The organism is Paenibacillus sp. PastF-3, assembly GCF_029893135.1.
GTDB lineage: Bacteria > Bacillota > Bacilli > Paenibacillales > Paenibacillaceae > Paenibacillus_AQ > Paenibacillus_AQ nitricinens.
In genome coordinates this window covers 102,529-127,263 of record NZ_JARXWM010000019.1, presented here as the reverse complement: position 1 = coordinate 127,263, position 24,735 = coordinate 102,529, and the positions used below count along the sequence as shown (strand labels likewise).

Below are 24,735 nucleotides of genomic sequence, written 5' to 3'. Positions count from 1 at the left end.
CGGTAATTGTCAAGACAGTTGTCGCGATTTCATAGAATATATGTAGTCAGTTTAATTGTTCTTCATCGGTGTCCATAACTCCGTCTTTTTCGGGATTGAGCCACACTTTTTCATTCAGTTTCCAGTTGCGTGTTTTTCCAGACCAACGGCTAGGATTTTTTGATTTTGCTGCCTCATAGACTAGCTTTCTCTTCTCAAAAACCTCCTCTGAAAGACCTGAATGCCTTTGATTGGGGGTTAAGAAATTCAGTCCACTGTGGCGGTGCTCTGTGTTGTACCAACGGACAAATCGCAGAGTCCATTCCCGTGCCTCATCCCTTGATCCAAAGCCCTTTAAAGGGTAATTCGGGCGGTACTTACATGTTCTAAAAACAGATTCTGCATAGGGATTGTCATTGCTGACTCGCGGTCTACTTCGGGATGGAATAATGCCTAAGCTGTATAACGTTTCTAGCAGAGTCGCACCTTTCATTGGACTACCGTTGTCTGAATGCAGAATGAGCGGACTTTTTCGAACAGCACATTGCTCACTCAGAACGGTTCTCCGCATAAGCTGACTGGCATATTCAGAGGATTCTTCCTCCCAAATCTCCCAGCCTACGATTTTACGACTATATAAATCGAGCACGAGATAGAGATAGTAAAACACGCCTTTGATCGGACCCTGCAGCCAACTAATATCCCACATCCAGACTTGATTGGGTGCAGTGGCGCAATGGCTGGTGAGAGGCTTAGAGGTGGGCTTTAGGCTACGCCCACGGTGATGCTGTTGCTGATACTTGTGCATGACCCGATAAAAGGTAGACTCCGAACCGAGATAGATCCCTTGATCGGCGAGTCTAGGAACAATCTGACTGGGTGGCAAACTCTTAAATTCGGCTTGATTAATGACGGAAACAATCTGCTGCACTTCAGGTTCACTCAGTTGATGAGAAGGCGCTCGTTTGATGGCATGGGGTCGCTGATCTTCGAGCGGCGTTCGCTCACTACGCCAGCGCTGTAACGTACGCTGGGTCAAGGAGAGCTCTAGACAGGCCAGCCTTTCTCTTGCTCCTGCCTGTACGGCTTCCCCGATAAGGTTGATGGCGATTTGACGATCTGAGGCCGAAATCATTCGTCCTCGGGGTCCCCCCAAATCGCTCGGGCCTTTTTTCGGAGCACCAATAAGGCTGCGGTTTCGGCTAAAGCGGCCTCTTTTCGTTTTAACTCACGGGCAAGGTTTTTGTTCTCGCGTTCTTTGTTACGTAGTTCCTTTTGCAACTTTGTGGCTTGTTCAGCAACGCCCCCATTGGCTTGCATACAGGCGTCACGCCAGGCTTCGATTTGTTCGACAAACAGTCCTTTGGCTCGACAGTATTCAGACAACTCAATTTCACTTAGTGTGGCTGTCTCTACAACAATGGCGAACTTGTCTCGGGTGCTCCATTTCTCTGATTCCTTTTCACCACCAGGGAATACGCCCCCGTTCGCTCGGGCTTCCTTCTGCCACTTATACAAGGTGCCTTCTCCAAGGCCGCTGTCCCTAGCAATCTGACTCACGGATTCATTGTTCGGGGGCATCATTCGCTGCATAACTTTATGTTTGAGTTCGTCACTATATCTTGGCATTGTCGCTCCACCTCAGTCTCTCTTTTATTCTACTTTACATTCTATTGAGAGGTACGACAACTAGTATGACACAGGGGGTCTACCACCCGTTGCATTATTTACCGTTGATCCGAATATCGTTTCCTATCGTAAATCTACGACCATTATAGACAAGTCTTTTGATCCAGATAATGATCCATTAGATGTATATTACTGGACTGTAATCAAAGACGGATGGAATAAAGTATGGGAACATTGGGGTGGAGCAACAACACCGCCGAATATCGCATCATTCGGTGAAGGGAATTATCAACTCAATCTACAAGTACATGATAATCGTGGTTTGTGGTCAGATTGGTACACTCAAAATGTACAAGTAGTCAATCATCCACCGGCTGCAGCATTTACAATGCCTAACGAAATATACCGCGATACGATTATCACAATGGATAACTTAACACCAGATCCGGATAAAGATGGTGATGTTTTATCTTATGCCTGGAATGCAAAATTTAATGATTCTCCTTACTATTGGGCAGGAAACAACCGTTATCAATCAATGACCATTCGTGATCTCATAAATCGTAATGGTATCTCGCATAAAAAGGCCATTTCTGACGGTTGGGAAATGCAGCTCACAGCCTCTGATGGAAGGTTAAGCTCTTATGCGACGCGTACATTTATGGTTAAGAATCATGTTCCTGTTGCTAAGATTAACGGACCTTCATCCGTAAATCAGTATGATACAAAACAATTTACGTCAGGCGATACCGATGAAGATACATCAGATCAAGGCTCATTAGAATACTACTGGAAAGTAACGAACAGTACGGGTGAAGTGAATTCGTATCTTACTCGCGATATTACGCTTACCTTCTCAGATCCGGGAATATATACGCTAGAACATTGGGCAATCGATCAGATAGGCGATAAATCGAATATCGCTGGATTACAAGTCCAAGTAAAAGAGAATCTGGCACCTTCTATGACTTTAACTAGCCCTTCAGGCACAGCAACAAACCCATCTGTGATTGACTCGGACCAAGGCGATCCATTAATCAAGTGGACTTACGCGGATCCGGAAAATGATCCACAGGAGAAATACAGGTTAGAGTTCTTTGCGAAGGACGGTCTATTAGTCTCCACCATAGAAAATCCGGATCCTACGGGACTACTCAGACAATATCAAATCCCAAATAATACATTTGAACGGTTTGAATACTTTACTGTGCAAGGTCGAGCATACTCCAAATTTTCATGGTCAGATGTATCAAATGAAAAAACATTCATCATCGATAACGCGCCTAAGCCGGGATTCACTCTGATCACAGATACAGGTAGAGATGCTACAAAGGTACCGATCTACAGGACAGACGTTCTGAATATTAAAAGTACGGCTACGGACAAGGATGAGCCTAAAGGAGATAGCATTAGCCTTAAGTATTATCTGAAAACATCAAATGGTTCAGAAGCTCTCGCAAGTGTAAAGAATGACTTTACCAAGCAATTTAGCAGCAACGGTACCTTTACGTTTAGACAACGTGTAACAGATTCTCTAGGGCTATATCGAGATCTTTCCCAGAATGTTACCATAGTCAACCGTATACCTACAGTTTCGATAACGTACCCAACCAGTACGGACTCAACAAAGCCTACGATCGCAAGCACGTTAACTCCAATCATCAAGTGGGATTATCAAGATGAGGACGGAGATCTGCAGGAGCGGTATAAGGTGCGAATTATTAACTTGGCCACCGGTGCAATCAAGGTTCAATCTGGTGAACAAGTATCAAGCGCTAAGCAATGGCAGATTCCAGCTGGTTCACTGATCGAGAACGAGAAGTATGCCGTCGAGGTTGAAGTTTTTGACGGATTCAACTGGAGCAATGTTTCTGCACGTAAATACTTCATGGTTAATCTATTAAGTATAAAAGGTGGAGTTAAGCACACCGAAGAGTGGAACAACAACCGTAAAGGTTATAACTTGAAAAAGAGCGGCAATGAGGAGAATCCAAGAGGATACAACGTATTCTGGGCAGGAGAACGATTTGTCCTGCAGGGGATAGCAACAGGTCTTCCTGATACTGTGGAAGTAACGATGACAGGCGGGTATACCACGCAGCTAACGCCAACCAATAGCGATAAGACACTTTGGACAGGTGAACTCTATGACAGCTCTTTTGAAAAGCTTCCAGATGGACCCGTTTCGTTTACTTTTACTGCTAAAAATGAAAACAACACAAAAGTTGATGTCGTATCAGTGGTAATTTCTGATGACTGGACAGAGTATTTCAGAAGTCATCGAATCAAGTAGTACAGTTTTTAGGAATTTATTGGAGCTGCTTGTTGCAGCTCCAATTTTAAAATGAGGGTGAAATGAAGGTTACACATAGAATATGGAGAGAATTTATATATGAGCATTACATATAAAAAAATCACACGCTATCAAAAATACCTCATTAAAATGAATATGAACGCAAAGTTTTGGTATATGGTGCAATTAGAGATTCGGGTCGCAGAAGTTGAGAACGTCGTGGATGCTGTAATAATTTCTAGTGAACATAAATTGAGTATAGAAGAGCTGGAGCGGGATGTATTTAATTTCATTAAGTTAAATCCTAGAAAAGTTTTTTTCAAAGAGTACAGATTACATTCATTTTCTGTCGTTGAGGCATATCAACTTAATGCAAGTTAAAGATGTCATTTGAAATGAAAAAAGGACAGTCTAGTAATTACAACTAGACTGTCCTTTTTCGTATTTCAATAAAACTTAGCGATCTGAATAATTAAGGTGATAAACAGTGTCCCAATCTTTTCACAGAATTAATTCGTTAATGAACGGATTTCGGTTATGAACATTGCAATACATATGATTAACCTTCCTCATATATTCCTAGTAAAGGCATATACGAAATTCCGTTTAAAGGTCGTTTAGCCGATGAAATAAAAGTATCTAAGTGAGATAAACCTTTCTTGAATTGTTCTATATCCCCATCGAAACAATATCTAATTAATGGCCAGTCTACTCCCGAAAGCTTGCCTTCGATAATAAAGTCCTTAGCCAAAACATTAAATTTTCTTCTCCAAACGTAGCATCCAAGTGGGGCCCATGATTCAAAAGTATGCTCTACGTTATGTATATAGAGTAAATTCATTATCCATTCAAATAAATCAAAGGCGTCTCGATACTCTTCCTCTGTTGGAAGTAACGTACTTAAAAATGGATGGATCACTTTATAGAGAAAGCTGCTTTCTGGAGTAATAGATTTATTAATATCAGGAAGTTGGGTTTTAGTGTACTCGAAGACATTATATCCATGTAAGTCTTGAATCAATGAAATCGTATTCTGTTCGTTTGAACCGTAGCGCCCTTTTTGGAGAAGAATGGTTTTAATCCAGTCAAAACGATGATTTGCAACCGCAACAATACCTGCTGTATACATTGTAAGTAAAGCTGGGTATTGTCGGAGCTGTATAATCTCAGTTGAACCACCGATACCTGGGAGAGAAGCAATTCTATTCATTACCTTCTTAAATAAATCATGGTGATAAGGTTCCTCTCCATAAGCTATTAAAGGAATAATTAATCCAAGGAGTTTTGAAGTAAGATTAGGATACATGTCTAATTGTAATTCGAAATCTTTAAAATCATTAAATTGCATTTCAATAATTTTATTTCGAAGATTCAAACTCTCTGTGTTGAGATAGTCTTGAAGAACGATTTTTTCGTTCTTAGATATTAATTTTTTACTAGTTATTAATGCAAGATCGAATGTCAACGGATGTGGTTTCTTCAATGTAGCAATGCTATCTACTTGTTTTTGAAAGGAGACAAAGAATTCATCAGCTCCAGACATTCGAATAACCTGAGCGTTACGATGCTGAATAAGCCGCTCTGCGTTGGTGCTTATGGAACCAACAGCAAGCCAATACCAAGAATATCTTCGATTAAAAGATCGATACATGGCTGCTTTTAATGCTTCATCCCATTCAGCTGACCAACCGGCTAAAATCAATCCGAATTCATCCAGTACTCGATCTAGAATACGATTCATAGCCTCTGAATACTCTTTAAGCTCTTCAGGAGTATTTTTGATTCGCGTATCACGATAATCCCCATGAAGCTTTATAATAGTGCAGTTAGAATGAATAAGAGGTCTTATACCTTGTAGTGCATCATCTGAGCTTGCAACATCAAAACTTACGCCTAACTCCTGCAAAGCCATTTCTAATAGAGGATCGAAGTTGGTTGTCAAAATGACTCTAATATATCCTTCACTAACTAGCCAAGCGATTGCTTTATGAGCTGGAGTAGGCAACTTTTCTCCAGATTCCCGCTCCTCATCACTAGGTTCGAAATATCGTTTCAACAATGCCTGTCTTTCGTCTGGTGTCTTGCATACATCTGCTAATAGTGTATCGTATCTCGGTGAATCACCGAATTTTTGAATATACCATTGTTCAGGATCTCCGTTCGTACTTTCACCATGTGCAGCTGCAATTTTCTCGCATAAATCGAGAACAATTTTCCAACCGGTGGGAATATTTGCACTTCTAGAAATACCAGAGCCAAGCATTAATGCGTAAACACCAGGAGAAGAATTGATAGAAAAAGAAAGTGATAAGATTGGATCCATTGAAATCCTCCTATTTATAGCCTAAAGTGTTTAAACTGCTGTTTGATTAATAGAATACGTTAACAATCATTTTAGCACAAATATGTTTGAACACATGAATATGAGTGGATAGTCGATTCTAAAACGATGTGCTAGTAAATACATGGTGATTTAACAGTTAATTTATGGTGTGAACGAATTTTAGATATACATTTATAATAGAAAGAGGCGGCCAGGGAAGAAGTGGGGATGTCAAGTCTTAGTTACGCTTTACTCATTGAGTTATCATATCCTTTAATATAGAAGTTATTTGAAAAGAAAGCGGTTGACATATATATTGGTTACATATGATATCCTCCCCATAGTTCGGGGATAACAACTCTTCAGATAATTTTAAACTAGGACGGGGGCTTAATATGCCAATTTGTATTTACTGCTGCGAGGATAGGAAATTCAACTCTGAACACGCCTTTCCTTATTCATTAGGAGGTGGGGGGCAAGGTTGGACACTCAATGATATGGTCTGCGAAGTTTGTAATAATTCCTTTTCTACAATGGAGCGAGAACTGGCAAGGTCTTCAATGGAATCTCTCGCTCGGGTTTGTTACGGCCCAGAAGGTAGACAGCGTAAAGAAAGATCAAGAAAACTCCCACTTTATGCGGACAATATTTTTTATTTACCTGATGATAATAATTTGGCCTATGAAGGCGGGATGGATTTAGGATTAGTTCCATATATTCGAGCTCAGATCATTGAGACTGCATACCCGATTCATCAAGTAACTGGGTCGGAGCGCAATGAGATCTTTTCTCTATTAGACCGATTAAAGAGGATTCAAGACGAAGGAGTTTACCTTGTGACAAAGACACCATCGAAAAAAGGAGAATTTTTTGAGGTGTCTGATATAAGCTTCGAAGGAAAAGTAGCAGTAATAACTGGAGTTCGAAAAGAAGTTAAGCTTAAAAATCCTGGAATATGGTTTGAATCATTTCCAGAAGACTTAACCCGTCTTCGTACCCCTCGACTGTTTTTAGATGATGAACAACGATTAGTATTACGAGCTGAAAATATTCAGAACGCCCTTGATTTCCTTGGTGAAATTGTTTACACAATATCAAATGACTTTTCGGTATTTAAACAACAAGCTGAAGATGCTGAAACTATCACTAGTGGATCTGGTCCTAAATATGGTATATATATGAAAATTAAACCTCTAGATACAGCTCGCGCTATTGCAAAGATTGGGATGAATCATGTTGCTATCTTATATGGGAATGAATTTGCATTAAACCCAATTTTCGATAATATTAAATCGTTTATCAATGGGGAATTGCACAATACTATTGAAGAAATGGTCTATCATGTGCAGCACTTAGTCGATAAGCCATCTACTTTCGATGCCATAGCAACACCAAGTGATCGACATTGGATGTCTATATCCCATAATATAGATAAAGACATCATCTTTAGTATTCGGTTTTATGGGGTTGGAGGATATAAGGTTAAACTAGGTACAATACGAAAATTACCCTTTAAGTTTACCTCGATTAAAGAAGCTGACTACTTGAGTGTAAACTACACTCAACGTAATACAACTCTCCTAACTGGCAAATACATAAAAGATGCAATTGTACTAAAAGCGTTGAATAGGCTTTATAATAAGTAATCAAATAATAGCTTTGATGGTATGTGATGAAATAGTTAACTGATTGACTTATTATCTTCCACTATGGTCCAGCTTAACTAATACGTTGACTTAACCTTCCGAAAATTGGAGGGTTATTTCGTTTTGTTTACATTAAAATGTGTTACGTAGCTATGAACTAAAGTAAATCAAATATATTTACAATAGTGTTTACCAATATGTTGATTTAGTCTTATAAAATTCTCATTAATCTTTAGGTAAATGAATATCTACAACCTCACTTACATCATGCTCCTTCTTAAGTGAATTTCGGAGATAATTGATCTTAGTAGTACGATCGAGTGTATGCCCAAGTGTCTCCGCAATATGGCTTATAGGTGCTCCTGCAGCATAAGCTGTTTGTGCAAAAAAATGACGTAAGTAGTGGGGAGTGGCACGCTGATTAAGAGTTGTAGTAAGAGAAGCCTCGTCCATCTTGTTCGATAAAGAAGTGGACAAGCTGCTTAATGAGTAGTGCTTTCCATACCTGTTTGGATAAAAGGGTGTTTGATCTTTTGGATCAAGTTCGCTACTTAGTCCTAGTCGTTTTCGATACTCTATTAATTCTTCTAAAACGTAATCTTTAATGTTTGCATATCTAATTTTTCCACGTTTAGTAAGTGTTCTAAGATAGTAGCGTTCCCGCTTACTATCAAAAGACAAAGCTCCCCAGGCTGGAACTCTAACCTCGTTTAAACGTAATCCGGTTGTCGCTAACAATAGTAGAAGTGACTTTACTTTCGGCTGATCATTGTAATACATTATAGCGTTCTTCAGAACCTCATCATCAAATTCACGCATTGGGATTTCTTCTTTATTGATTTTAACAGTAGTTAGGCCCCGAGATAACTTTTTGCTTATGTACTCTTCCTCGTAACACCAATCCAAGAAACTTTGAACAATTCCTATTTTCTTTGCTCGAGTTGTAGTCTTCTCATATTTACGTTCCATCAAATCCTGAAAGTTCTCAATATCGGAGCGGGACAAATCACGGATATCCATTTTTCCAATAGCAGCACTATATGATATAAGGTTGAGGATTTCTCTAATATAATCCTTTTTAGTATTTTGATTACGATTTGTACCTTTTAGATGAACAAAGAGATAAAGCATTCCGTAATTAGATATTTTTTCATAATCATAGTTTCCCTTTTCGTCTTCACGCTGAGAGGCATAGGACATAAGTCTGGAATAGGAAGATTCATCCAGAAGAAAGTTGCGAGTAGAGGAAGAATCAATATTATTCAAATGATTACCATTAGAAGTTAAAATTTGATATTCGGTGCTTAAGTTATTCATCTATGTCTCACTCCAATAGTAAAGTTGAAAAAAATGACAGGAATATATTTTTCGATAACATAATTATATAAGAAATCTCAAATTAATCTACAATCGAAAATAATGGTCTATTCTTTTCGATTAACTAATATAGTCGAATTTTTATAATTATATTAGTAAAATCTAAAAGTATATTTAATGAAAATGACGATAAACTATTTAATTAATATACTAATATAGTATTATATATTAGATAACGAATCGAAATAATTGAGAGGAGAACCTAAACTGCTAATCCTTATTTTATTGATTCAGGTGCTATTGATCTTAACTGCATTTAAAAAGTCATATAGAAACGTTGGAATCAGTTTTTCTGTTGGTTCTCTCATTTACGTAATGTTTTTAGTCTTCGATCCACCTAGTACTGAGAAAGATCTCCATTTTGAAGGTGTGTTCTTTACAATCATCACCATACTCATTGTAATCCCAATTTATGTGATTGGATCTGTTTGGTGGATAGAGGCATATCTGCAGAGGAGAAAGTCTGTATTACATAAAGAGAATGGAGAGAATCTTAATGGATAGTAAAGGGTGTTTGGAACCTATGCCGCTCCTAGTTTCAGCAATAGAGTTATCATTGGGTGTTGTTTGCGATTTCAAACCGGAAAGTCTCAAAGTAATTGAAACTGAGATTAATAGAGTATATCCAATAGGAAATGAACCAATGTTATCAACGATAATTAGCTATGGTGTTTATCTTGGTGAAGTCTTTGTACGAAATGTACCTGGAGCATCCTGGGGGCCATATACAGGGGATGATTTATTAGATCTTGATATCCGGATCGATCGCAAAGAGCATTCTTTTGTAGGTTATCCGCTTAAGAGAGTTCTGGATTTTTGGTTTGACCGTTCCCTAGCCCTCTCAGTTTATTATCAGATGAATCTTGATATGTTGGATGGCGTTATTCAACCTGAAGCTAGCAGCGCCTAGAATGATTGTAAAAATCAGTATTACGTTTCGATGAGCCAGCAAACAAGACGAGTTTTTTAGTAAGTAAAAAGAAGGACTTTACCATCTATATTTAGAGAGGTGTTAAAAATGGAACGTGAGACTAGTACAATGCTCTATTTTCTATCTAACCTACATCCATTCGGTTTTAAATTAACGGAATCATTTATAATCCAGACGATTTTAGAACGTGCGAAACGAGAAAGAAAAGACAAGAGTAATAAAGAAATTTATTCTCAAGGTCTTAACATCTTCAAAGATAAGAAGAACAAACGAGTTTCCGACCTGATCGAAGAGGCTCTACAAAAAGGGTATCTCACTATTATAGGATGGCAAGATGATCAACGTATATTCACCATGACTGAAGAGGGACTGTTAGAGCTTGCTGTATATTGGACAGATGGATTCTCAGAGCAATATAAATCATTCGCTATAGAGGTTAATAGACTCTTTGAAAAAGCAAAATCTCCAGCCCCACCGATAATTACTGTAATGAAGCTATACAAAAATAATTATACCTTAGATAAGGTTTATTCTAATTTCATCCAAGAAGTTGATACTAGAGGTCGTATATCTAGGGATTACCATTCACACTTGTTAAATGAATTTGCAGGCGTACCGGACGTCCCGAACAACTATTATATGTTCCATTTAGCACCTAAACTATATGTACCTTGTGAGTTGCAAGGAAAGAAAGTAACGTTGGAAATACAAGGTATAGACACTCCTGAAAACCTTGTGATATCAAGCCCTTTTCCAAACAAAAGTTATTATGCTGCAGGTTTAAAAAAGGGTCGTAAGAAGAGTTCTTTTGGATTTTATCCGATTATTGCTCGTAAAGAAACTTTTCCTGAAGAATTAGAAATTCTTTTGCGCTGGAGAATAGAAGAAGAGCTACTGTTAGATCATCAAATAAATATAAAGTTTGATTTTATGAATCATGAGGGCAATCTTTTCTCTTCAGATCAACGATTTTCACGTAGTGCTAAGATGAACGAATTTTCTCTGGTGAGCTCTGCGGTTAATAGTGATATATTTTCAAAAAACCGAAAAACAGATGTTGTAGTTAAAGATATTTTCAATCATTTTGAACTTCGTGAAAGTATTAGTCTATCGAATTTCCCCGTGGAGCTTCATTCTCTTTCTTGGTCAGGGTCTCATTATGGAAAGTGGCATAAGCAAAGAAATTTGTAACTAATTCAATACGAAATGGAAGTGTGCGGAGTGTATAGGAAGATATTTAAGAAACAGGGTAAACCATTGAGATTTGGAGACCAAATCATCACCACTTCATCTTTTTTTGCTATTGTTAATCCTGTGAAAACCAATTTTAAAAATCGTGACAAATTTTTAAATAACTTCGCAAAGCAGGCATACATACACGGACTGAGTACCGTTAAAAAGCCAAGCCATGTATTGTATTGGTATGACGGACCTATCAGGAATCAAGGAGTAGACCTTTGGAATGATGGTGCATATCATCGCACTCGAAAAGGAGTAGTTGGAATTTCTGCATTATTTCTAGCAGATTCTGAAGAGACAATAGAACTGGCAAAAAAAGCGGTTCATGTGTTGATAGAGAATAACAATCTAGTACTGTTACTTCCAGAGTATGCCGAAGAATTTGAAATGTACAAGATGATGTTCCCAGATGCAGTACTATTGAACGAAGAAACTGGATTAGTATAATAAACCCAATTCCAATAATATTAAAACGCTTAGGCAGAAATAAAAAAATTAACCCATCAGCTGTAACGTGAGATTGGCGTTTGAAGGTGTCTTAGATCGCCGCTCTCTTCTTCAGATGGATTTGTAAGTATAAGATATGCAATAAGAGAAGAGGAGTCGAATTAATGGGAGAATATTTAAATATCAATCAAGTGTCCGAAGAACTTAAAGTAACCTTGTCCACTGTATATAAATTAATTGATCATCCTGATCCATTAAAGAAGCTTGAACCGGTTAATCCAGAGTCTTATCGGGGCGAAGGAGGTTATCGTTTTCGCAAAGAAGATGTGGAGCGGATAAAACCTTTATATATAAGCAAAGATCTCACTACAACTCAAGCTGCTGCACGTATAGGTAGATCCAAAACTTTTCTTCAAAATCTGATGAGAAACGGTGAGCTGTCGTATTACGAAGCATATTTTCGAGGAAAGAATACATTCTTTATAAAGGAAGAGGATCTTCTAGAGTATGAACAGAGCAAACCCTCTAACGTAAAGTCTAATACCCTTTATGATAAAAAAACAGGTGCATTCTTGTTCCAGCCCTACTTAAACAAAGAAAACGGTAGGATCGCTCGAATTATGGAAATGGAGCGGATAAGTACTATGAAAATAAAGGCTAAAATGATAGACGAAGGTGGAAAGGAAATTTCATATGAGGAAGCGATCGCTACATGGAAGCCGCTTATTCAATTAGAACGTAAGGAAACTAATAGCGCGTATGGGTATGCTTGTTTCAATTTCCCCATTCCTACTTTTTTAGATTCCATGATTTATACGATAATTGAGCAATTCTATCAGCATGTAGGGCCTGCTAATATGCGTATTTCAAAAGAAGAAGCTTCTCTAGTAGTGGAAGTGAAAAAATGTGTGTTGAAAGGTATTTCCCCTTTAACGTATCCAGACTTCATAGATAAGCTTAAATTGTATATTAGATCCGGAGAAATCATATCTGAAGGGGAAGATACAGTCATTAACACGTGCTTTTCACCGATAACATTCTACCTTCAGGAAAGTCGGAAATCCTTGATATTAAAACAAGCGTCTGAAAAAGGCATGACTATCCAGGAATGGCTCGAAGATCATTTTAATAACTATGAATGGGGAGAAGGCGTGTGATACAAATAAGAGTTTCATACAACATATATCTGATCAGTTTGCTGGATGAACTTGTATCCGATTTACTAGTAAGCAATCCTGAATATCGTATTGCAGGAGATATTGGTGATAATCCGATAGTTAATACACTAAGTCGTGAAGTTGGCCACAATCCTATGTATTATGCCTTACCCACGAAACGAGGGGTCACGTTTGATCTAACTAAATTGAGGTCATTGAGACAAGAGTTAGTTCAAATGAAAGAAGAATCTATTCAAATTGCTTTAGAAGTTATTACTTTTGAATTAAGCAGGATTAAATTAGATAACTATATAACTTGTTCAATAAAAGTTGATGTATTTGAGCTGCAGTATAAAGATTTTTCCTGGAGCGGCTCTGCAGAGAGTATCATTGCTGCAACTCTAAAAGTTGATGAAACTTGTGATGCTTCTGATTTCTGGATTGGAATTACTAGAGTTTCCTAATGATGTTGACTTGATTTGATTTATTGAATAGGTCGAGCGATATTAGCAGAAACACCACCGGCTGAATGAATAAGAACTAATACATAAGGAGTGGACTGATGAGAATGAATAAACACACAAAAAATATTATCATCACATCTGTGGTTACATTAATAGTAGTAGCAGTTACACAAAGCGTTGTAGATCAGCATTACTTTAAAAAAACAATGAAGTTGCAGAATGCTATGTTTACAACGACATTAAATAATTATCATATTTTAGAATTCAGAGAAATGATCGTAGATTACGCTAACGGTGATTTATCAAAAGAATATGTTCAAATACGAATAAATAAAATAGTGGATCCATTGTACAGTGACCAAGATACTAAGGAGTTAGCTTTTCTAATGGAAAAAGCTTCGGGCATTATTGAAGATGGGACAACTGAGGATTTGAAAGCATTTACTTCTAATGACTTTTCAGCTGCTTTAGCTAGTTACGCAGAAAAATCTAATATCGATCTTAAAAAATTATTTCCATTCTAAAAAAGGCGATCAGATTTATGGAGATAACTGCTTTCTTGGTTTATTCAAACAGCATGGACTTAATAAAGTAATTCACACTAGCGTAGATCTTAAAAGAGTCACAAGTAATGTTATGTGATCTAAAGTTGAAGTCTGGAAGAATAACCAACGTCAAAATATCTTGCTCAGCTATCTTGGAAATGAAGAAATGCTGAGGTTCTCACAGCTTTACGTCTGAAAGATGCACAATATAGATTTGAGGAATATAAGACGCATACTGCTCACTAGCGAATTCTAAAAGAGCCCGTTTTTAGGGCTCCAATATACAAACCAACTGCTTTCTTAAACAAAGAATAAGGTCTTAGACTACTGTTGGTTTATTGAACTGACGTTTCCCGATAGCTCAAGGACCGACTTAAAGGGGACTGCTTGCCATCAACTCCAGGTGTTGAAGTTGGGAATATCATTCCGAATATACCTACACCCCCGTAGTAGGAGTACTCGGTCATAAGGTCCGTCTGTTGCCTTACAATCGATAGTTCATGTACTGAGAAAAACAAATAATTTTTACTTCGAAAACCAACAGGTTCTAAAGGAGTACTTCTTTGGAAATAGGTCACTTCTTTCTTATAGACCCACTTTTCAAAATCCGAGCTATCAGGGTTTGTCCAAAGTAGAACAAGTAAGACTATACCCACCACGAGAATCAGTAGTCTCAAACCGAGCCCCCCTACACAGAAAGTACACTTAATAATATGTATGTCCAGCGCAATAAGGAGATGACTTGTTTTCTCGTTCATTATTGGTATTAAGTTTATTTATACTGCCCGTTAGATGATGCACAGTACGAAAATTTGATGAAAAGGGGATAGATGGTTGCAGAATGATTGTAGTTGTGTGGATAAGAGTGAAGAACGTTTTTGGGATGAAGATTTGGAATGTTGGTATGTAGTGCGTGAGTGTGACGATTGTGAATATTACTGGGAAGGACCAATTTACATTTATGATGATCAGGATCAGTATGGTAATACAAAGGAATAGTTAATTTCGAAAAAGAATTGGAGTGTTAATGTCCTGTTCGTAGTTACGGAGCTGTGGACTCAAATAATGTAAGAAGCAAGGATACCAATTAGCTATAATTAAGTAGTAACAGCCAAAGCAATTGAGGACCTGCAAAAGTTGAGGGTCTGAAAATAACGTTTTTCTAATAGTTGAAGCAGAAGCAGTCCAATAATATCTAATCGAAGGGAGCAAGGGAATGGGTGACTTTGCTGAATTAAACACTCGATTTAAGTTGAAAGTTGATACACCAAATGAAGTAATTGAGATAATTAAATATATGACTGGTAAGGGAGAAGAGCCTGCCACATTACCTAACTATCAAATATTTTCAACCGAAAATTGGGATACGATGCTGCGATCATTTTCCGATGATACAAATATAAGAGGAGAATTTTCTTTTTTTGAAAAACATCCCAGGTTCGATTGTTGGGAATTATGCGTTAGATCAGTCTTCCGAGATCGAAACGAGATAAAATCATTCTACAATTGGGTACATCCGTATATTGATAATATTTGGCTTGGATTTTTGGGATACGTAGTATTAGATGAAGTCGAAGAACACCCTTACTTAATTTATTTTAAAGATGAAGGTATACGTTTCATGAAAGTCTCATGTGATGAGCAGGAAGATTTTGCTCGGAATGAAGTTTTATTTAACTGGAACATTTTTGATGCTACTGGAAACTAAGCGCAGTTTGTCATGAACATGCAAGTGCTTTACGAAACACTATAAACTATCTGAATAGGAATGTTTATCTATGGAAGCTTTTAATATCATGGAGTTTAGTACATGGCCATTTTTTATGCAGATCTTAGGTATATTAGCAGCGATATTTCTAGTAGTTATGGCAGTAATTGTTATGCGATCACATAAGTTACAATGAACGGTCAGCGCTGGAACCTGCTGTACATGGATGAGACAAAATTACAAAAGCTAATATGGAACTCCGGTCACCTGCATAAGGCCACCGGAGTTTTTTACACCTTCTATAGACCGACTTTCGATCGACGAACCGAATCAAACAACTTTATTTTTCAGTGTCTAATACTTTATTTACTTTTTGACAATTGTCCAGAAATAATACGATGGTTTAAAGAAATATTCTATACTTAACACTTGGAATGTTATGAAATTATCTATATAATTAATATGAAGAATTTGCTTTAATCATGTAAGTATAGCCATCCTTTTAAGGGATGGCTTTCATAATAACTAAATGTATACAAACTGGATACAATTATACAAATGCATACACTAATTTAATAGGAGGTTTGGGTATACAATGGCGGATACAACAGTTAGAGTTGCAGAAGAACAAAAAGATGAAATTAATGAGATAGCTAAAAAAATAGGAGACGGTGCAAGCCAAAAGGAAGCAATATCCTATCTACTTCAGTTAGAAAAAGTAAAAAGGGAACAAGATAATGGTCGTTCAATTCCGAGGTTAGATGATATTAACCAATTTGCCTCACGTATTATTGGTATCTATACTGAAATGTATTTGACAATGAGGGATCAAGAAGAAGTCTCTCAAGAAGCAATTACTAATAGAAGGCTAGAAGTGGAGGAGCTCAAAGCTCGATTGTTCGAAACAAAAGAAGAACTAGAGAAAGTACAGGATGAAGCGAATCGAAAGATCAATGAAATCATTCTATCTGCAGATAAAAGGATCGCAGATGCAGAGGAAGAATTCCGGAGAGTGAACGAGCAAAAGGATTTAGAAGTTAGTCGTATTAAAGGTGAAGCGGCTCTGTCCAGGGAAACGGCCGAAAAAGAACTTCATCAAATGGAACTGCTAGTTAAGGAATCTCGAGAATCTAAAGATCAATCCGCTAAGTTGGTAGTTCTTGCTCAGGAAATGGCCGAAAATGCGAACATCAAGGCAGCTGCTAACGAAGAACTTGCTTTGAAAGCTAAGCAATATCAAGAGGAAATGCAAGAGATGAAGAGAGAGTTACAACAGATTAAGGATGAGGCTGAAAAGAAGGAACAGAACTTTATACGCGAGATTGAAAAGCTGCAGTTAAATGCTGAGATCGATAAAGAACGTGCTGTATTGGAGACGCAACGCAAAATGATGGATAAAGAGACTGAGCTGCGTGATAAGGTATCCGACCTACGAGAGCAAATCTCGGAATTAAGAAGCGGAAAATAGATTGGAATTATAGATGGCGTACGGTTTGTTTTCGTTCTTGATTCAAGAGAGTCAGGCGCTGATGGAAAGGGATCTTAATATACTCTAATCATAAACAGTAGGAGTAGGACATGAAATTGATGTCCTTAACTTCCACTGTTTTTTTGTTTGTGGGGAATGCATTGGTTAGATCTCTCGCTCGGCTTTAGGAGAATCAAGGGGTAATCTGAACCGGATCGGACAATATGTAGCCGTTCGCATCAATATATATAATTGCCTAAAAGAATCTAGTATTATTAGTGCGATGGTAGCTTATTCAAAGATGACACGTTATGGGTTTGATGGGATGGTTTAAACGATGGAAGGCGAAGAGGATGCTTATTTAGGCTGATGAGCCAACAGTGAGTATGTGACTGTTATCAGATTACACTAATTGCGATGTGCGAAAATGGATTAATACGATATTGGAAGCTGCTAAGTAAAACAGTTAGACTCGCCGATATATATTTATTGACAATATCAATGTTAACGGCATCGTTAACTATTCCACCTGGGGGAGTAGTTAATTCTACTCCGGCCTGCTGCTTCATAGTGGCCATTCGTACAGATCTGCTTCAGTACATCCCATGACTAGACAAATGGCTCTCATTTGTTCTGGTGACAATGGTCGTCTTGTATTTTCAAACTGAGAGATCATAACTCGTGACATAGAAATACCCGTCTTTTCAAATACCAAGATACTTAATTGATCTTGGGTCAATCCTTTTGAAAGACGAATAGGGCGCAACAGGCACATCCCACGGGATAATGCCATAATACCCTCCTACCATAAAAAGGGGTGAAGATGTTCGAGCGAATTATAACATATTAAACGCATTAATGTTACTCAATAAGTTTCTGAAATGAATTACTGATATAAAACCTTGAGTTTTCTTGAAGTGATTTGATTAAACGGATGAACGCAAAAAAACCGTACCCTAATAAGCTGGCGGCCGGGAACGGTTTTTGCACTGTGTTAAATTGCTGTTGAAATGAAGGAATTCGTGAATCTTGGAATTTCCATACGCAAAACCTTAGTTGCATATAAATTCAGGGACGGATTGGTCGCAAGAGAGATTTCAATTAGCTCTTTAGCACAGAGCAGTGCTTCTTCTTCCGTGTCACCTACAGCGCTGAGACGAAGTTCTGGAACATAAATTGAAAAGTTTTTTTCGGCATAATCTTCCTCGATTAACAAAGTGAAATCTTCTGACATGATGTATCCTCCCTAGGCATATGAAACTGTACTATTTATAGTACGATTATATCTTAAATATTGTGACTGTGAGAGAAAATACCTAAACGGTTTTAATTTAGGTGTAGATGGTAAATTTAATGTCGAAATATAACGATATATGAAAGAAAAAGAAAGGTGTTTGCGAAATGAATATGCAATTAACGGCAATTGTCGCTGAAAATAAGCCGTTGGACCGAGAAAAGTTAGCGCGTTATGCTCATGATTTAGGTATTGAAGTAGTTAGTAAGGTGGCATCTGGGGAATGGCTTATTGATGAATGTGAGAAATATGAACCAGATATCTTATTCTTAAATCTTAGTTTAAATGGGATTGACGGCCTATCAGCATACCAGATTTTATTGGATAGAGGAATTAAGCCCTACTTAATATTGGTTACTAGTAATATGGATTCAGAGCTGTTATTGACCGGACTTAAATTGAACTGTTTGGATATTCTAAACAAGCCAATAAGATATGAACAATTAATGGAAGCGGTTAGTAAAGCAAAGGATCTAGTGAAAAGAGACTTGTTGATTTCGAAATCAACTCCAGGCAGAATCATTAAAATTATATCCCTATACAAAAAGATATACATAAATGAGAATAATCTTATTTATGCACACAAATTGAAGGGGGGACACAAGTCAGTAGTATTTATAGAGGGGGAGTTCAAATCGGGGATCGAAACAACCACTACATTAACAGATATTCTAAAGCAATGTTCAAAACAGATTTTCTTATCAAACCCTTCTAATCTTATTAATCTTAATTATATTAAATCTGTATATGTCAGTGAAAAGTCGATGGGTACTTATATTATAAGACTTGCATATAACGATGTGGAAATTGAGTTGTCACGGAGGAAAAAGAGAGACTTTGATCAATTGTTCTCTACTATATAATAGTCTGACCTCGATTTCTCATTATGTATCCCTTAGTTGGAACTATAGTTCTCAGAATTCGTTGGCAACTTGAAGTAAAGCACGTCTTCGCTCAAGAAGGAATATCTGCATATTTGGATAGCTTGCTCGAGAAAGATTCACCTCTCATGTTTTGACTCTTCAATATAAACCGTGTGATAATTTTTTTCCTCTGGAATATCGGAAGTTCTATTTGTTTTTCTCCCTTAAAATAATAGCTTTACGTTTGTTCTTATTACGCCAGCGGAGGTATGCCTAAATAGCTAAAGCCAAGTCTTGATGTTTGGCAAAATCACTGCCCTCCAAAACAAACTTTCGAAGCGGTCCGAAGTGGCATTCAATTCGGTTGAGCCAAGAAGCATATGTTGGCGAGAAGGTGAGTTCGACATTGTTTTCAAAAAGCCCCCAAGTCTTCACTTTATGATGATGATGCGGCGAGAAGTTATCGAGGATGATATACAGACGCTCTGTACGGGGAAATCGCCGATGAGGCACAGCAAAAAAACGAAGAATATCTTGGTGTTTCTTCGTTTTTGAGGCATGCCCGTAAAGTTTGTAAGTCTTCAGATCTAAAGTAGCGAGCAAGTGCTTAACCTCATGGGGACGGGTATAGGTTGTACGTAAACGAGACGTTTTGCGCTGCTGAAACCAGCCTTTTCCTCGATAAGGTTGAAGTGACAAAGGGCCAAGCTCATCGACACAAATACACGCCCATCTACCGGAGGACTGTCGTATAGCTCTTCGATTCGTTTTTTTAGATTCAAATTCCGGATCGTTTTCGAATCCGATGATTTGGAATCGTTCGATGCAGGTTCGGATCGTCATGCGGTGCTAGCGCTTCAGCATGTACGTCCAGCGGATGCTGATCATCTCGCCCGGATTTAGCCGAAGTGTTAGACTTTGCAGAGCGTTCAGTAGCCGCTCAAGACGGCCGGCAATTGGCATCCGCTACGGTGAGCTACAATTGAGACACATTATAACTATCGTTGACCTCCCTCTTGTTATATAGATCGCAGTAAGTTGATTGTATAAAGGGTAGAGTAGTACTCAACGTTAGCCCTCAATTGATACTTATCTGTATGTATAGGCTCAACTTAAATAAATTTAGGGATGGTGAAAAGAATGGCAATGTATGTTTTTAGGGATCCAGCAAGAAAAGTAAAACTATTGGCTAGAGACGCATTTAAAGAGGACAAGGGGGTTCGCTTTTATTGCCCTAATCCAGCATGTGATGCCCATATGTATATCTGTGGTAAGGAAGGTAGTACAGCATTTTATTTTAGCGCAAAATTTGCGAATCATAGTCATATAAAACAATGCCTTCATTATAAATCTAATAATTTTGACCCGAATAATTTCAACGAGACTGATTTTGACTTTAATAAAGCACTCTTAGCTTTAACTCTTCAAAGCAAACCTCAAACTAAGAAGTTAGAGCCCGGGAAACATGGGCAGGGATCAGTTATTCCGAACCCCCCTCGTACGATACTTCAAATATATGATTTATGTACCGCTTATGATTGTACAGATACATACAACGGAATTATTATTGGAACAATGCTTCTATATGACGGTAGCGCTCATATGTATCGAAAAAGCGCTGATGTTATTGGCTGGAGAATTATTGAAGCAAAACGAAGTAAACCTAAGTTTTATGATTCTGAAAAAAAAGAAATTTACTTGGTTGCCCCAAAAGGAAAACAGAAATTTAAGTTTCTATTGCGGTTTGTAGATGATCAGCTGTACAAGGCAATACAGAAAGAGTTTTATGAAAATAAGGACAACACTATTATTGTAGCAGGAGAGTGGGATTCTTTTGATACACAAAATGAATTTTCAACAAATGTGTTAAACAGAAGACAAGTGAAAATTCTACCGTAAAAAAGCTCGATTTTGGGCATGCAGAGTAATTCCTTCCGGATGTCACCTAATACCGATACACCGGCGCGTTAGCAACTAGAGTTCATATTTGAGGGGGATTAAAAGTGGGTACGGTTTTTGTTGTTGCTGTTTTTAATGGGAGATATGCAACTGGATTTGCTTCAACGTACAACAAATGAATAATTGTGCGAAGAAGGATTAGGTATTGCATTAAAGCCCTTGATATATAAGGGCTTTTTTTAATGCAACCAGATCTGCTTCAATGAAAACATGAAGCAAATCTAGTTGCAAACCGCACGATTGAAGCAAAACCAATTACAAAAAAACAATGGTTTCTATAATTCGACTGAATTAGAATCAACGGACAACAGTCTAAAGAAAAAAAGATGGTTCCTTAGTTCCTTAATAGTGTTTATGTGCAGATAATAATGTACAATTATGGTGAAAGGTAGTATCTCAAGTGGATGTCGAAAAGGATCATCAAGATAAACTTTTCGGAGGAGGATTATCATGGAATTTACTGATGAACGACTTGATATACGGGAAGGTAACGAGTTGGCCCGTTATTTTGCATGGCTCAAACATGATATTCAAACAATCCGTCATTCGTGGGAAACGTCGGGAAGGGATTTGCATTCTATCCAGATCGGCAGCTCATTATATACCAGCACCTATGGTCTATTAGGATTTGTCACCGATTTGGATCAAGCAATAACAATATATGAATTAAGTGCTAATGATTCTAATCTTAGGAGGCAAATAAGCATCTTTGAAACCTATTCTTACAGCATTAGATCGAAACTTATGAGACTGTGGACAGCTTATATAGTAAGACTTCTTGATGGCCTTTCACAATTACCTCCACAATACATAAAACGAAATGTTCAACAGGATCTAAACTTTCTCTACAACATTGAATTTGAACGAATTTATAACTTGATAGAAGCGGACAAATTCGCAGAGATTCTTGAGTTGAACACTTCAAATTTGTACGACCGATTTACTCAAGAAAATGCCATACCTTCACCTATAAAAGTACTAAATGATGGAACAATGCTATGGACAGTCGGACAAGCGGAGCGGTATAAAAAGAATTTGGAATATACACATACACGCAAATGGAAGTTGCTTATCCCTATCGACAGAAGAGAACAAATCTTCACATTAGAAACAGATGATGATGATAGCCTTGAACCTCACGAACGTGTTTATGACTTCACTAACAATGCAATTGAAATTTTTAAGGATATAAGATTCTGTGATTTTTCTAGTGAAGAATACAGCAAAATAATTATTCACATTTCTAAGAAAATAGCAATATTGCCGGAGGTATACTCTTCATACGCTCATCAGTTATTTAAAGAAGGCAAATATAGTGAAGCTTTTGATGCGTTCAAAAAAGTGGTTGAGTACTGCAGGCCGGTTATTCCGAAAAACTTCACAGGTAAAATATTCGATGGAAACCAAGACTATTATCAGTACTCTCTTAGTTTTTTGAGCTATTTGTATTATTTAAAGGGGGATGTCGGACACGCATTAGGGTGTTTGGAAGCATTACAACCACATTTAACGCTCGATTATTTAGACAATACAGATGGAATAGAAATTCTAACGCAAGATCCAACCAGCTATAAAAGATGGTTTGAGGTTAATTTCATTCATGATTACGAAAACATGTCTCCAGCGGATAAAGAGTGGATTTCATCACCAACCTTAAGGGAGATTGATTTATCTTGCCCCCAAAAAATACGGCTTGATTCTAACTATAACCGCCAATCTGAATTCCAGGTCACAATGTCGGTGCGAGAGGAAATTAAGAAAGAACGCCTCTTGTTTGCATCCATTGTCGCAACTCTCGTTACGCTTGATGAGCATGCGATTAATAACGATCCAAAACGAAGATGGGAAGGGCTTGGCCGGGCAGAAGGGGGGATTATATTTAAAAATGCAGCTGTTACCTTCCAAAGCGATGGGGTTAGAGTTAAAGATACTGAAATTCCGTTGGAGGAGCAAAATCTAATTTATCCGTTATTAACAGCTCGGGTGATTAATCGTGTATGTGATTACTATATTTCGACAACTACTGGTACTGTTGAGGAGAGACTCTTAAAAGCTGCATGCAAATGTGTAGACACGAGGAAACACAACCTACAAAGTATTTTAATGGAGATAAAGAATAATAAAACTGGGCGTTATATTGATTCCTGGTCAGGTTTTTTTGGAACGAATTGATGTTTATCTAGATTGATGGTGGCTCTGTAACTGTCCGCCGCCTGGCTCATCGATCGCTGGGTATACACCCACCGTCACAGGCGTGTCGGCAGCAAATCCTGGCGTCATCTGGAAGCGCAAACTTGATCTAAAACTGCTCGATTTGAGCGGCGGCACTTACGCGTCGGTAGCAAAGCCTGGCTTTATTTGGAGCCCGGAAGTGTGATCTACAGCTGCTCGATCCGACTGCCGGCGCCAGCGTCCGAAGCGAAGCCTGATTTAACCGGGAGTACCAGGAGCGTGATTCCTTAGAGTCCTTGATATATAAGGGCTCTTTTTAATGCAACCACATTTGCATCACACAGCTGTAACAATGCAATCGGATTTGCTTCATCAACGTACAGTAGGATAGGGTTACTAATAAGCCTTTCATACATATGCACAAAATACGGATTATGTGTATATGTCTCTGTAATGATGACCTTTTAATATAAAAGAAACCACATGGGAGTTATTTCCCATGCGGTCCATAAAATATATCGGGTTAAATTTGTACATTAGTTTTAAACGATGATTGATAATTGAATAAGCACAATAACCCTATCATAAATAACGAGTATTATCTTGTAGCAATTTCGTATTGATGTAGTCAAAAAAATCAAGCATCAAGTAATTTTATGCAAAATATGAGGCGTCACCTGCCTGTAGCCTTTAAGACTATGATTACTTATTTTCTTATCAATCCCAAAAACCCATCGCACCACATTATAACTATTAAGACAGAGTTCATGAACATCGTCATTATAATTAACAAGCACCTCAACACCTAATGCTGAAACAATTAAATTATTAACCATCTCAGGAGATAACAATACTTCCGACACTTCATCATAAAAGGGTAGTGTACGTTCATCTAACATGTCGCTATCAAAATATGGAAAATTTTTTGTGTCTAGAGAAACACTTGTCTCATAAACATTTTCTGTTTTATTTAGAATTACTACAAATTCATTGTTACTAACAATACCATTTATTAATATAATTCTCCCTACCTCAAGCAGCTCGATAATTTCTTTAGTTTCACTTTCACAAGAATGAATTTGCATATCATCGAAGTCCCAATTTCTCACAGATTCAATCTTATTGATAGATGTATTAAATCCTTTATTCTGTACGATACTAAAAAGCCAATTAAGATCTATCATTTTTTTTGTGAATATAATTAAATCAATATTAGCACTCACTTTTGCACCTTCCTCAAT

General features: G+C 37.7%; 23 protein-coding genes. 14 read left to right on the top strand and 9 right to left on the bottom strand.

The window, feature by feature from the left end; all coding sequences use genetic code 11:
• Positions 1–46: 46 nt before the first annotated feature.
• Positions 47–1,608 (bottom strand): IS3 family transposase gene (locus M2444_RS27705; protein ID WP_481857541.1). Its coding sequence is split into 2 segments (ribosomal slippage): positions 47–1,143 and positions 1,143–1,608, totalling 1,563 coding nucleotides; the frame shifts between segments, so codons are not numbered across the junction.
• Positions 1,609–1,930: 322 nt separating this feature from the next.
• Here M2444_RS27705 and M2444_RS27700 point away from each other — a divergent pair.
• Both M2444_RS27700 and M2444_RS27695 read left to right on the top strand, forming a co-directional pair.
• Positions 1,931–3,901: a PKD/REJ-like domain-containing protein gene (locus M2444_RS27700; protein WP_280788603.1), complete on the top strand. Its 1,971-nt coding sequence runs from the start codon at positions 1,931–1,933 to the stop codon at positions 3,899–3,901.
• 99 nt (positions 3,902–4,000) lie between these two features.
• Positions 4,001–4,282, top strand: coding sequence for a hypothetical protein (locus M2444_RS27695; RefSeq protein ID WP_280788602.1), 282 nt, complete (start codon positions 4,001–4,003; stop codon positions 4,280–4,282).
• 178 nt (positions 4,283–4,460) lie between these two features.
• Here M2444_RS27695 and M2444_RS27690 read toward each other — a convergent pair whose 3' ends face one another.
• Positions 4,461–6,224, bottom strand: a complete 1,764-nt coding sequence (locus M2444_RS27690; protein ID WP_280788601.1) for an SIR2 family protein — start codon at positions 6,222–6,224, stop codon at positions 4,461–4,463.
• Positions 6,225–6,619: 395 nt separating this feature from the next.
• Here M2444_RS27690 and M2444_RS27685 point away from each other — a divergent pair, with 395 nt between their 5' ends.
• On the top strand, positions 6,620–7,870 hold the full coding sequence (locus M2444_RS27685) for a hypothetical protein (RefSeq protein WP_280788600.1): 1,251 nt from the start codon (positions 6,620–6,622) through the stop codon (positions 7,868–7,870).
• 225 nt (positions 7,871–8,095) lie between these two features.
• On the opposite strand, the gene M2444_RS27680 is transcribed toward M2444_RS27685, so the two are convergent.
• On the bottom strand, positions 8,096–9,187 hold the full coding sequence (locus M2444_RS27680; RefSeq protein ID WP_280788599.1) for a tyrosine-type recombinase/integrase: 1,092 nt from the start codon (positions 9,185–9,187) through the stop codon (positions 8,096–8,098).
• Between the two features lie 556 nt (positions 9,188–9,743).
• Between M2444_RS27680 and M2444_RS27675 the strand changes: the two genes are divergently transcribed.
• The 6 genes from M2444_RS27675 to M2444_RS27650 all read left to right on the top strand — a co-directional run bounded on the left by M2444_RS27675 (position 9,744) and on the right by M2444_RS27650 (position 14,009).
• A complete protein-coding gene (locus M2444_RS27675) occupies positions 9,744–10,157 on the top strand; it encodes a hypothetical protein (protein ID WP_076315918.1) in 414 nt (137 codons plus the stop codon).
• Positions 10,158–10,265: 108 nt separating this feature from the next.
• Complete coding sequence (locus M2444_RS27670; RefSeq protein ID WP_280788598.1) at positions 10,266–11,369, top strand: DUF6012 family protein; 1,104 nt, start codon at positions 10,266–10,268, stop codon at positions 11,367–11,369.
• 66 nt (positions 11,370–11,435) lie between these two features.
• On the top strand, positions 11,436–11,864 hold the full coding sequence (locus M2444_RS27665; protein WP_280788597.1) for a hypothetical protein: 429 nt from the start codon (positions 11,436–11,438) through the stop codon (positions 11,862–11,864).
• 164 nt (positions 11,865–12,028) lie between these two features.
• Positions 12,029–13,021: a helix-turn-helix domain-containing protein gene (locus M2444_RS27660; protein WP_280788596.1), complete on the top strand. Its 993-nt coding sequence runs from the start codon at positions 12,029–12,031 to the stop codon at positions 13,019–13,021.
• Entirely contained in the window at positions 13,018–13,485 is a 468-nt protein-coding gene (locus M2444_RS27655) for a hypothetical protein (RefSeq protein ID WP_280788595.1), read from the top strand. The genes M2444_RS27660 and M2444_RS27655 overlap by 4 nt, the downstream gene beginning before the upstream one ends.
• 98 nt (positions 13,486–13,583) lie before the next feature.
• On the top strand, positions 13,584–14,009 hold the full coding sequence (locus M2444_RS27650) for a hypothetical protein (protein ID WP_280788594.1): 426 nt from the start codon (positions 13,584–13,586) through the stop codon (positions 14,007–14,009).
• 356 nt (positions 14,010–14,365) lie between these two features.
• On the opposite strand, the gene M2444_RS27645 is transcribed toward M2444_RS27650, so the two are convergent.
• Positions 14,366–14,707 (bottom strand): hypothetical protein, encoded by a 342-nt coding sequence (locus tag M2444_RS27645; RefSeq protein ID WP_280788593.1) that lies wholly within the window; start codon positions 14,705–14,707, stop codon positions 14,366–14,368.
• Positions 14,708–15,246: 539 nt separating this feature from the next.
• Between M2444_RS27645 and M2444_RS27640 the strand changes: the two genes are divergently transcribed.
• The gene (locus M2444_RS27640; protein ID WP_280788592.1) at positions 15,247–15,738 is read left to right on the top strand and encodes a hypothetical protein; all 492 of its coding nucleotides are present in this window, start codon (positions 15,247–15,249) and stop codon (positions 15,736–15,738) included.
• A 595-nt stretch (positions 15,739–16,333) separates the two neighbouring features.
• Positions 16,334–17,206: a coiled-coil domain-containing protein gene (locus M2444_RS27635; RefSeq protein ID WP_280788591.1), complete on the top strand. Its 873-nt coding sequence runs from the start codon at positions 16,334–16,336 to the stop codon at positions 17,204–17,206.
• A gap of 398 nt (positions 17,207–17,604) precedes the next feature.
• On the opposite strand, the gene M2444_RS27630 is transcribed toward M2444_RS27635, so the two are convergent.
• The 3 genes from M2444_RS27630 to M2444_RS27620 form a co-directional block, all read right to left on the bottom strand.
• A complete protein-coding gene (locus M2444_RS27630; RefSeq protein WP_280788590.1) occupies positions 17,605–17,784 on the bottom strand; it encodes a hypothetical protein in 180 nt (59 codons plus the stop codon).
• On the bottom strand, positions 17,772–17,999 hold the full coding sequence (locus M2444_RS27625; protein ID WP_076315906.1) for a helix-turn-helix domain-containing protein: 228 nt from the start codon (positions 17,997–17,999) through the stop codon (positions 17,772–17,774). Before M2444_RS27625 ends, M2444_RS27630 begins: the two co-directional genes overlap by 13 nt.
• A 201-nt stretch (positions 18,000–18,200) precedes the next feature.
• Positions 18,201–18,440, bottom strand: a complete 240-nt coding sequence (locus tag M2444_RS27620) for a type II toxin-antitoxin system HicB family antitoxin (protein WP_280788589.1) — start codon at positions 18,438–18,440, stop codon at positions 18,201–18,203.
• 167 nt (positions 18,441–18,607) lie between these two features.
• On the opposite strand from M2444_RS27620, the gene M2444_RS27615 reads away from it, so the two are divergent.
• A complete protein-coding gene (locus M2444_RS27615; protein ID WP_280788588.1) occupies positions 18,608–19,363 on the top strand; it encodes a LytR/AlgR family response regulator transcription factor in 756 nt (251 codons plus the stop codon).
• A gap of 273 nt (positions 19,364–19,636) precedes the next feature.
• Here M2444_RS27615 and M2444_RS27610 read toward each other — a convergent pair whose 3' ends face one another.
• On the bottom strand, positions 19,637–20,206 hold the full coding sequence (locus M2444_RS27610; protein WP_280788587.1) for a transposase: 570 nt from the start codon (positions 20,204–20,206) through the stop codon (positions 19,637–19,639).
• A 297-nt stretch (positions 20,207–20,503) separates the two neighbouring features.
• On the opposite strand from M2444_RS27610, the gene M2444_RS27605 reads away from it, so the two are divergent.
• Positions 20,504–21,262, top strand: coding sequence for a hypothetical protein (locus M2444_RS27605; RefSeq protein ID WP_280788586.1), 759 nt, complete (start codon positions 20,504–20,506; stop codon positions 21,260–21,262).
• Positions 21,263–21,772: 510 nt separating this feature from the next.
• Complete coding sequence (locus tag M2444_RS27600; protein ID WP_280788585.1) at positions 21,773–23,494, top strand: hypothetical protein; 1,722 nt, start codon at positions 21,773–21,775, stop codon at positions 23,492–23,494.
• Between the two features lie 644 nt (positions 23,495–24,138).
• Here the strand turns inward: M2444_RS27600 and M2444_RS27595 are convergent.
• Positions 24,139–24,717, bottom strand: a complete 579-nt coding sequence (locus tag M2444_RS27595; protein ID WP_280788584.1) for a hypothetical protein — start codon at positions 24,715–24,717, stop codon at positions 24,139–24,141.
• Positions 24,718–24,735 lie beyond the last annotated feature (18 nt).

Coding starts and splice junctions, on each gene's coding strand:
- M2444_RS27635 (WP_280788591.1), top strand. CDS start 16,334: ATGGCGGATACAACAGTTAGAGTTGCAGAAGAACAAAAAGATGAAATT.
- M2444_RS27640 (WP_280788592.1), top strand. CDS start 15,247: ATGGGTGACTTTGCTGAATTAAACACTCGATTTAAGTTGAAAGTTGAT.
- M2444_RS27620 (WP_280788589.1), bottom strand. CDS start 18,440: ATGTCAGAAGATTTCACTTTGTTAATCGAGGAAGATTATGCCGAAAAA.
- M2444_RS27670 (WP_280788598.1), top strand. CDS start 10,266: ATGGAACGTGAGACTAGTACAATGCTCTATTTTCTATCTAACCTACAT.
- M2444_RS27685 (WP_280788600.1), top strand. CDS start 6,620: ATGCCAATTTGTATTTACTGCTGCGAGGATAGGAAATTCAACTCTGAA.
- M2444_RS27675 (WP_076315918.1), top strand. CDS start 9,744: ATGGATAGTAAAGGGTGTTTGGAACCTATGCCGCTCCTAGTTTCAGCA.
- M2444_RS27695 (WP_280788602.1), top strand. CDS start 4,001: ATGAGCATTACATATAAAAAAATCACACGCTATCAAAAATACCTCATT.
- M2444_RS27680 (WP_280788599.1), bottom strand. CDS start 9,187: ATGAATAACTTAAGCACCGAATATCAAATTTTAACTTCTAATGGTAAT.
- M2444_RS27615 (WP_280788588.1), top strand. CDS start 18,608: ATGAATATGCAATTAACGGCAATTGTCGCTGAAAATAAGCCGTTGGAC.
- M2444_RS27610 (WP_280788587.1), bottom strand. CDS start 20,206: ATGACGATCCGAACCTGCATCGAACGATTCCAAATCATCGGATTCGAA.
- M2444_RS27690 (WP_280788601.1), bottom strand. CDS start 6,224: ATGGATCCAATCTTATCACTTTCTTTTTCTATCAATTCTTCTCCTGGT.
- M2444_RS27630 (WP_280788590.1), bottom strand. CDS start 17,784: ATGGCCACTATGAAGCAGCAGGCCGGAGTAGAATTAACTACTCCCCCA.
- M2444_RS27660 (WP_280788596.1), top strand. CDS start 12,029: ATGGGAGAATATTTAAATATCAATCAAGTGTCCGAAGAACTTAAAGTA.
- M2444_RS27605 (WP_280788586.1), top strand. CDS start 20,504: ATGGCAATGTATGTTTTTAGGGATCCAGCAAGAAAAGTAAAACTATTG.
- M2444_RS27625 (WP_076315906.1), bottom strand. CDS start 17,999: ATGGCATTATCCCGTGGGATGTGCCTGTTGCGCCCTATTCGTCTTTCA.
- M2444_RS27600 (WP_280788585.1), top strand. CDS start 21,773: ATGGAATTTACTGATGAACGACTTGATATACGGGAAGGTAACGAGTTG.
- M2444_RS27650 (WP_280788594.1), top strand. CDS start 13,584: ATGAGAATGAATAAACACACAAAAAATATTATCATCACATCTGTGGTT.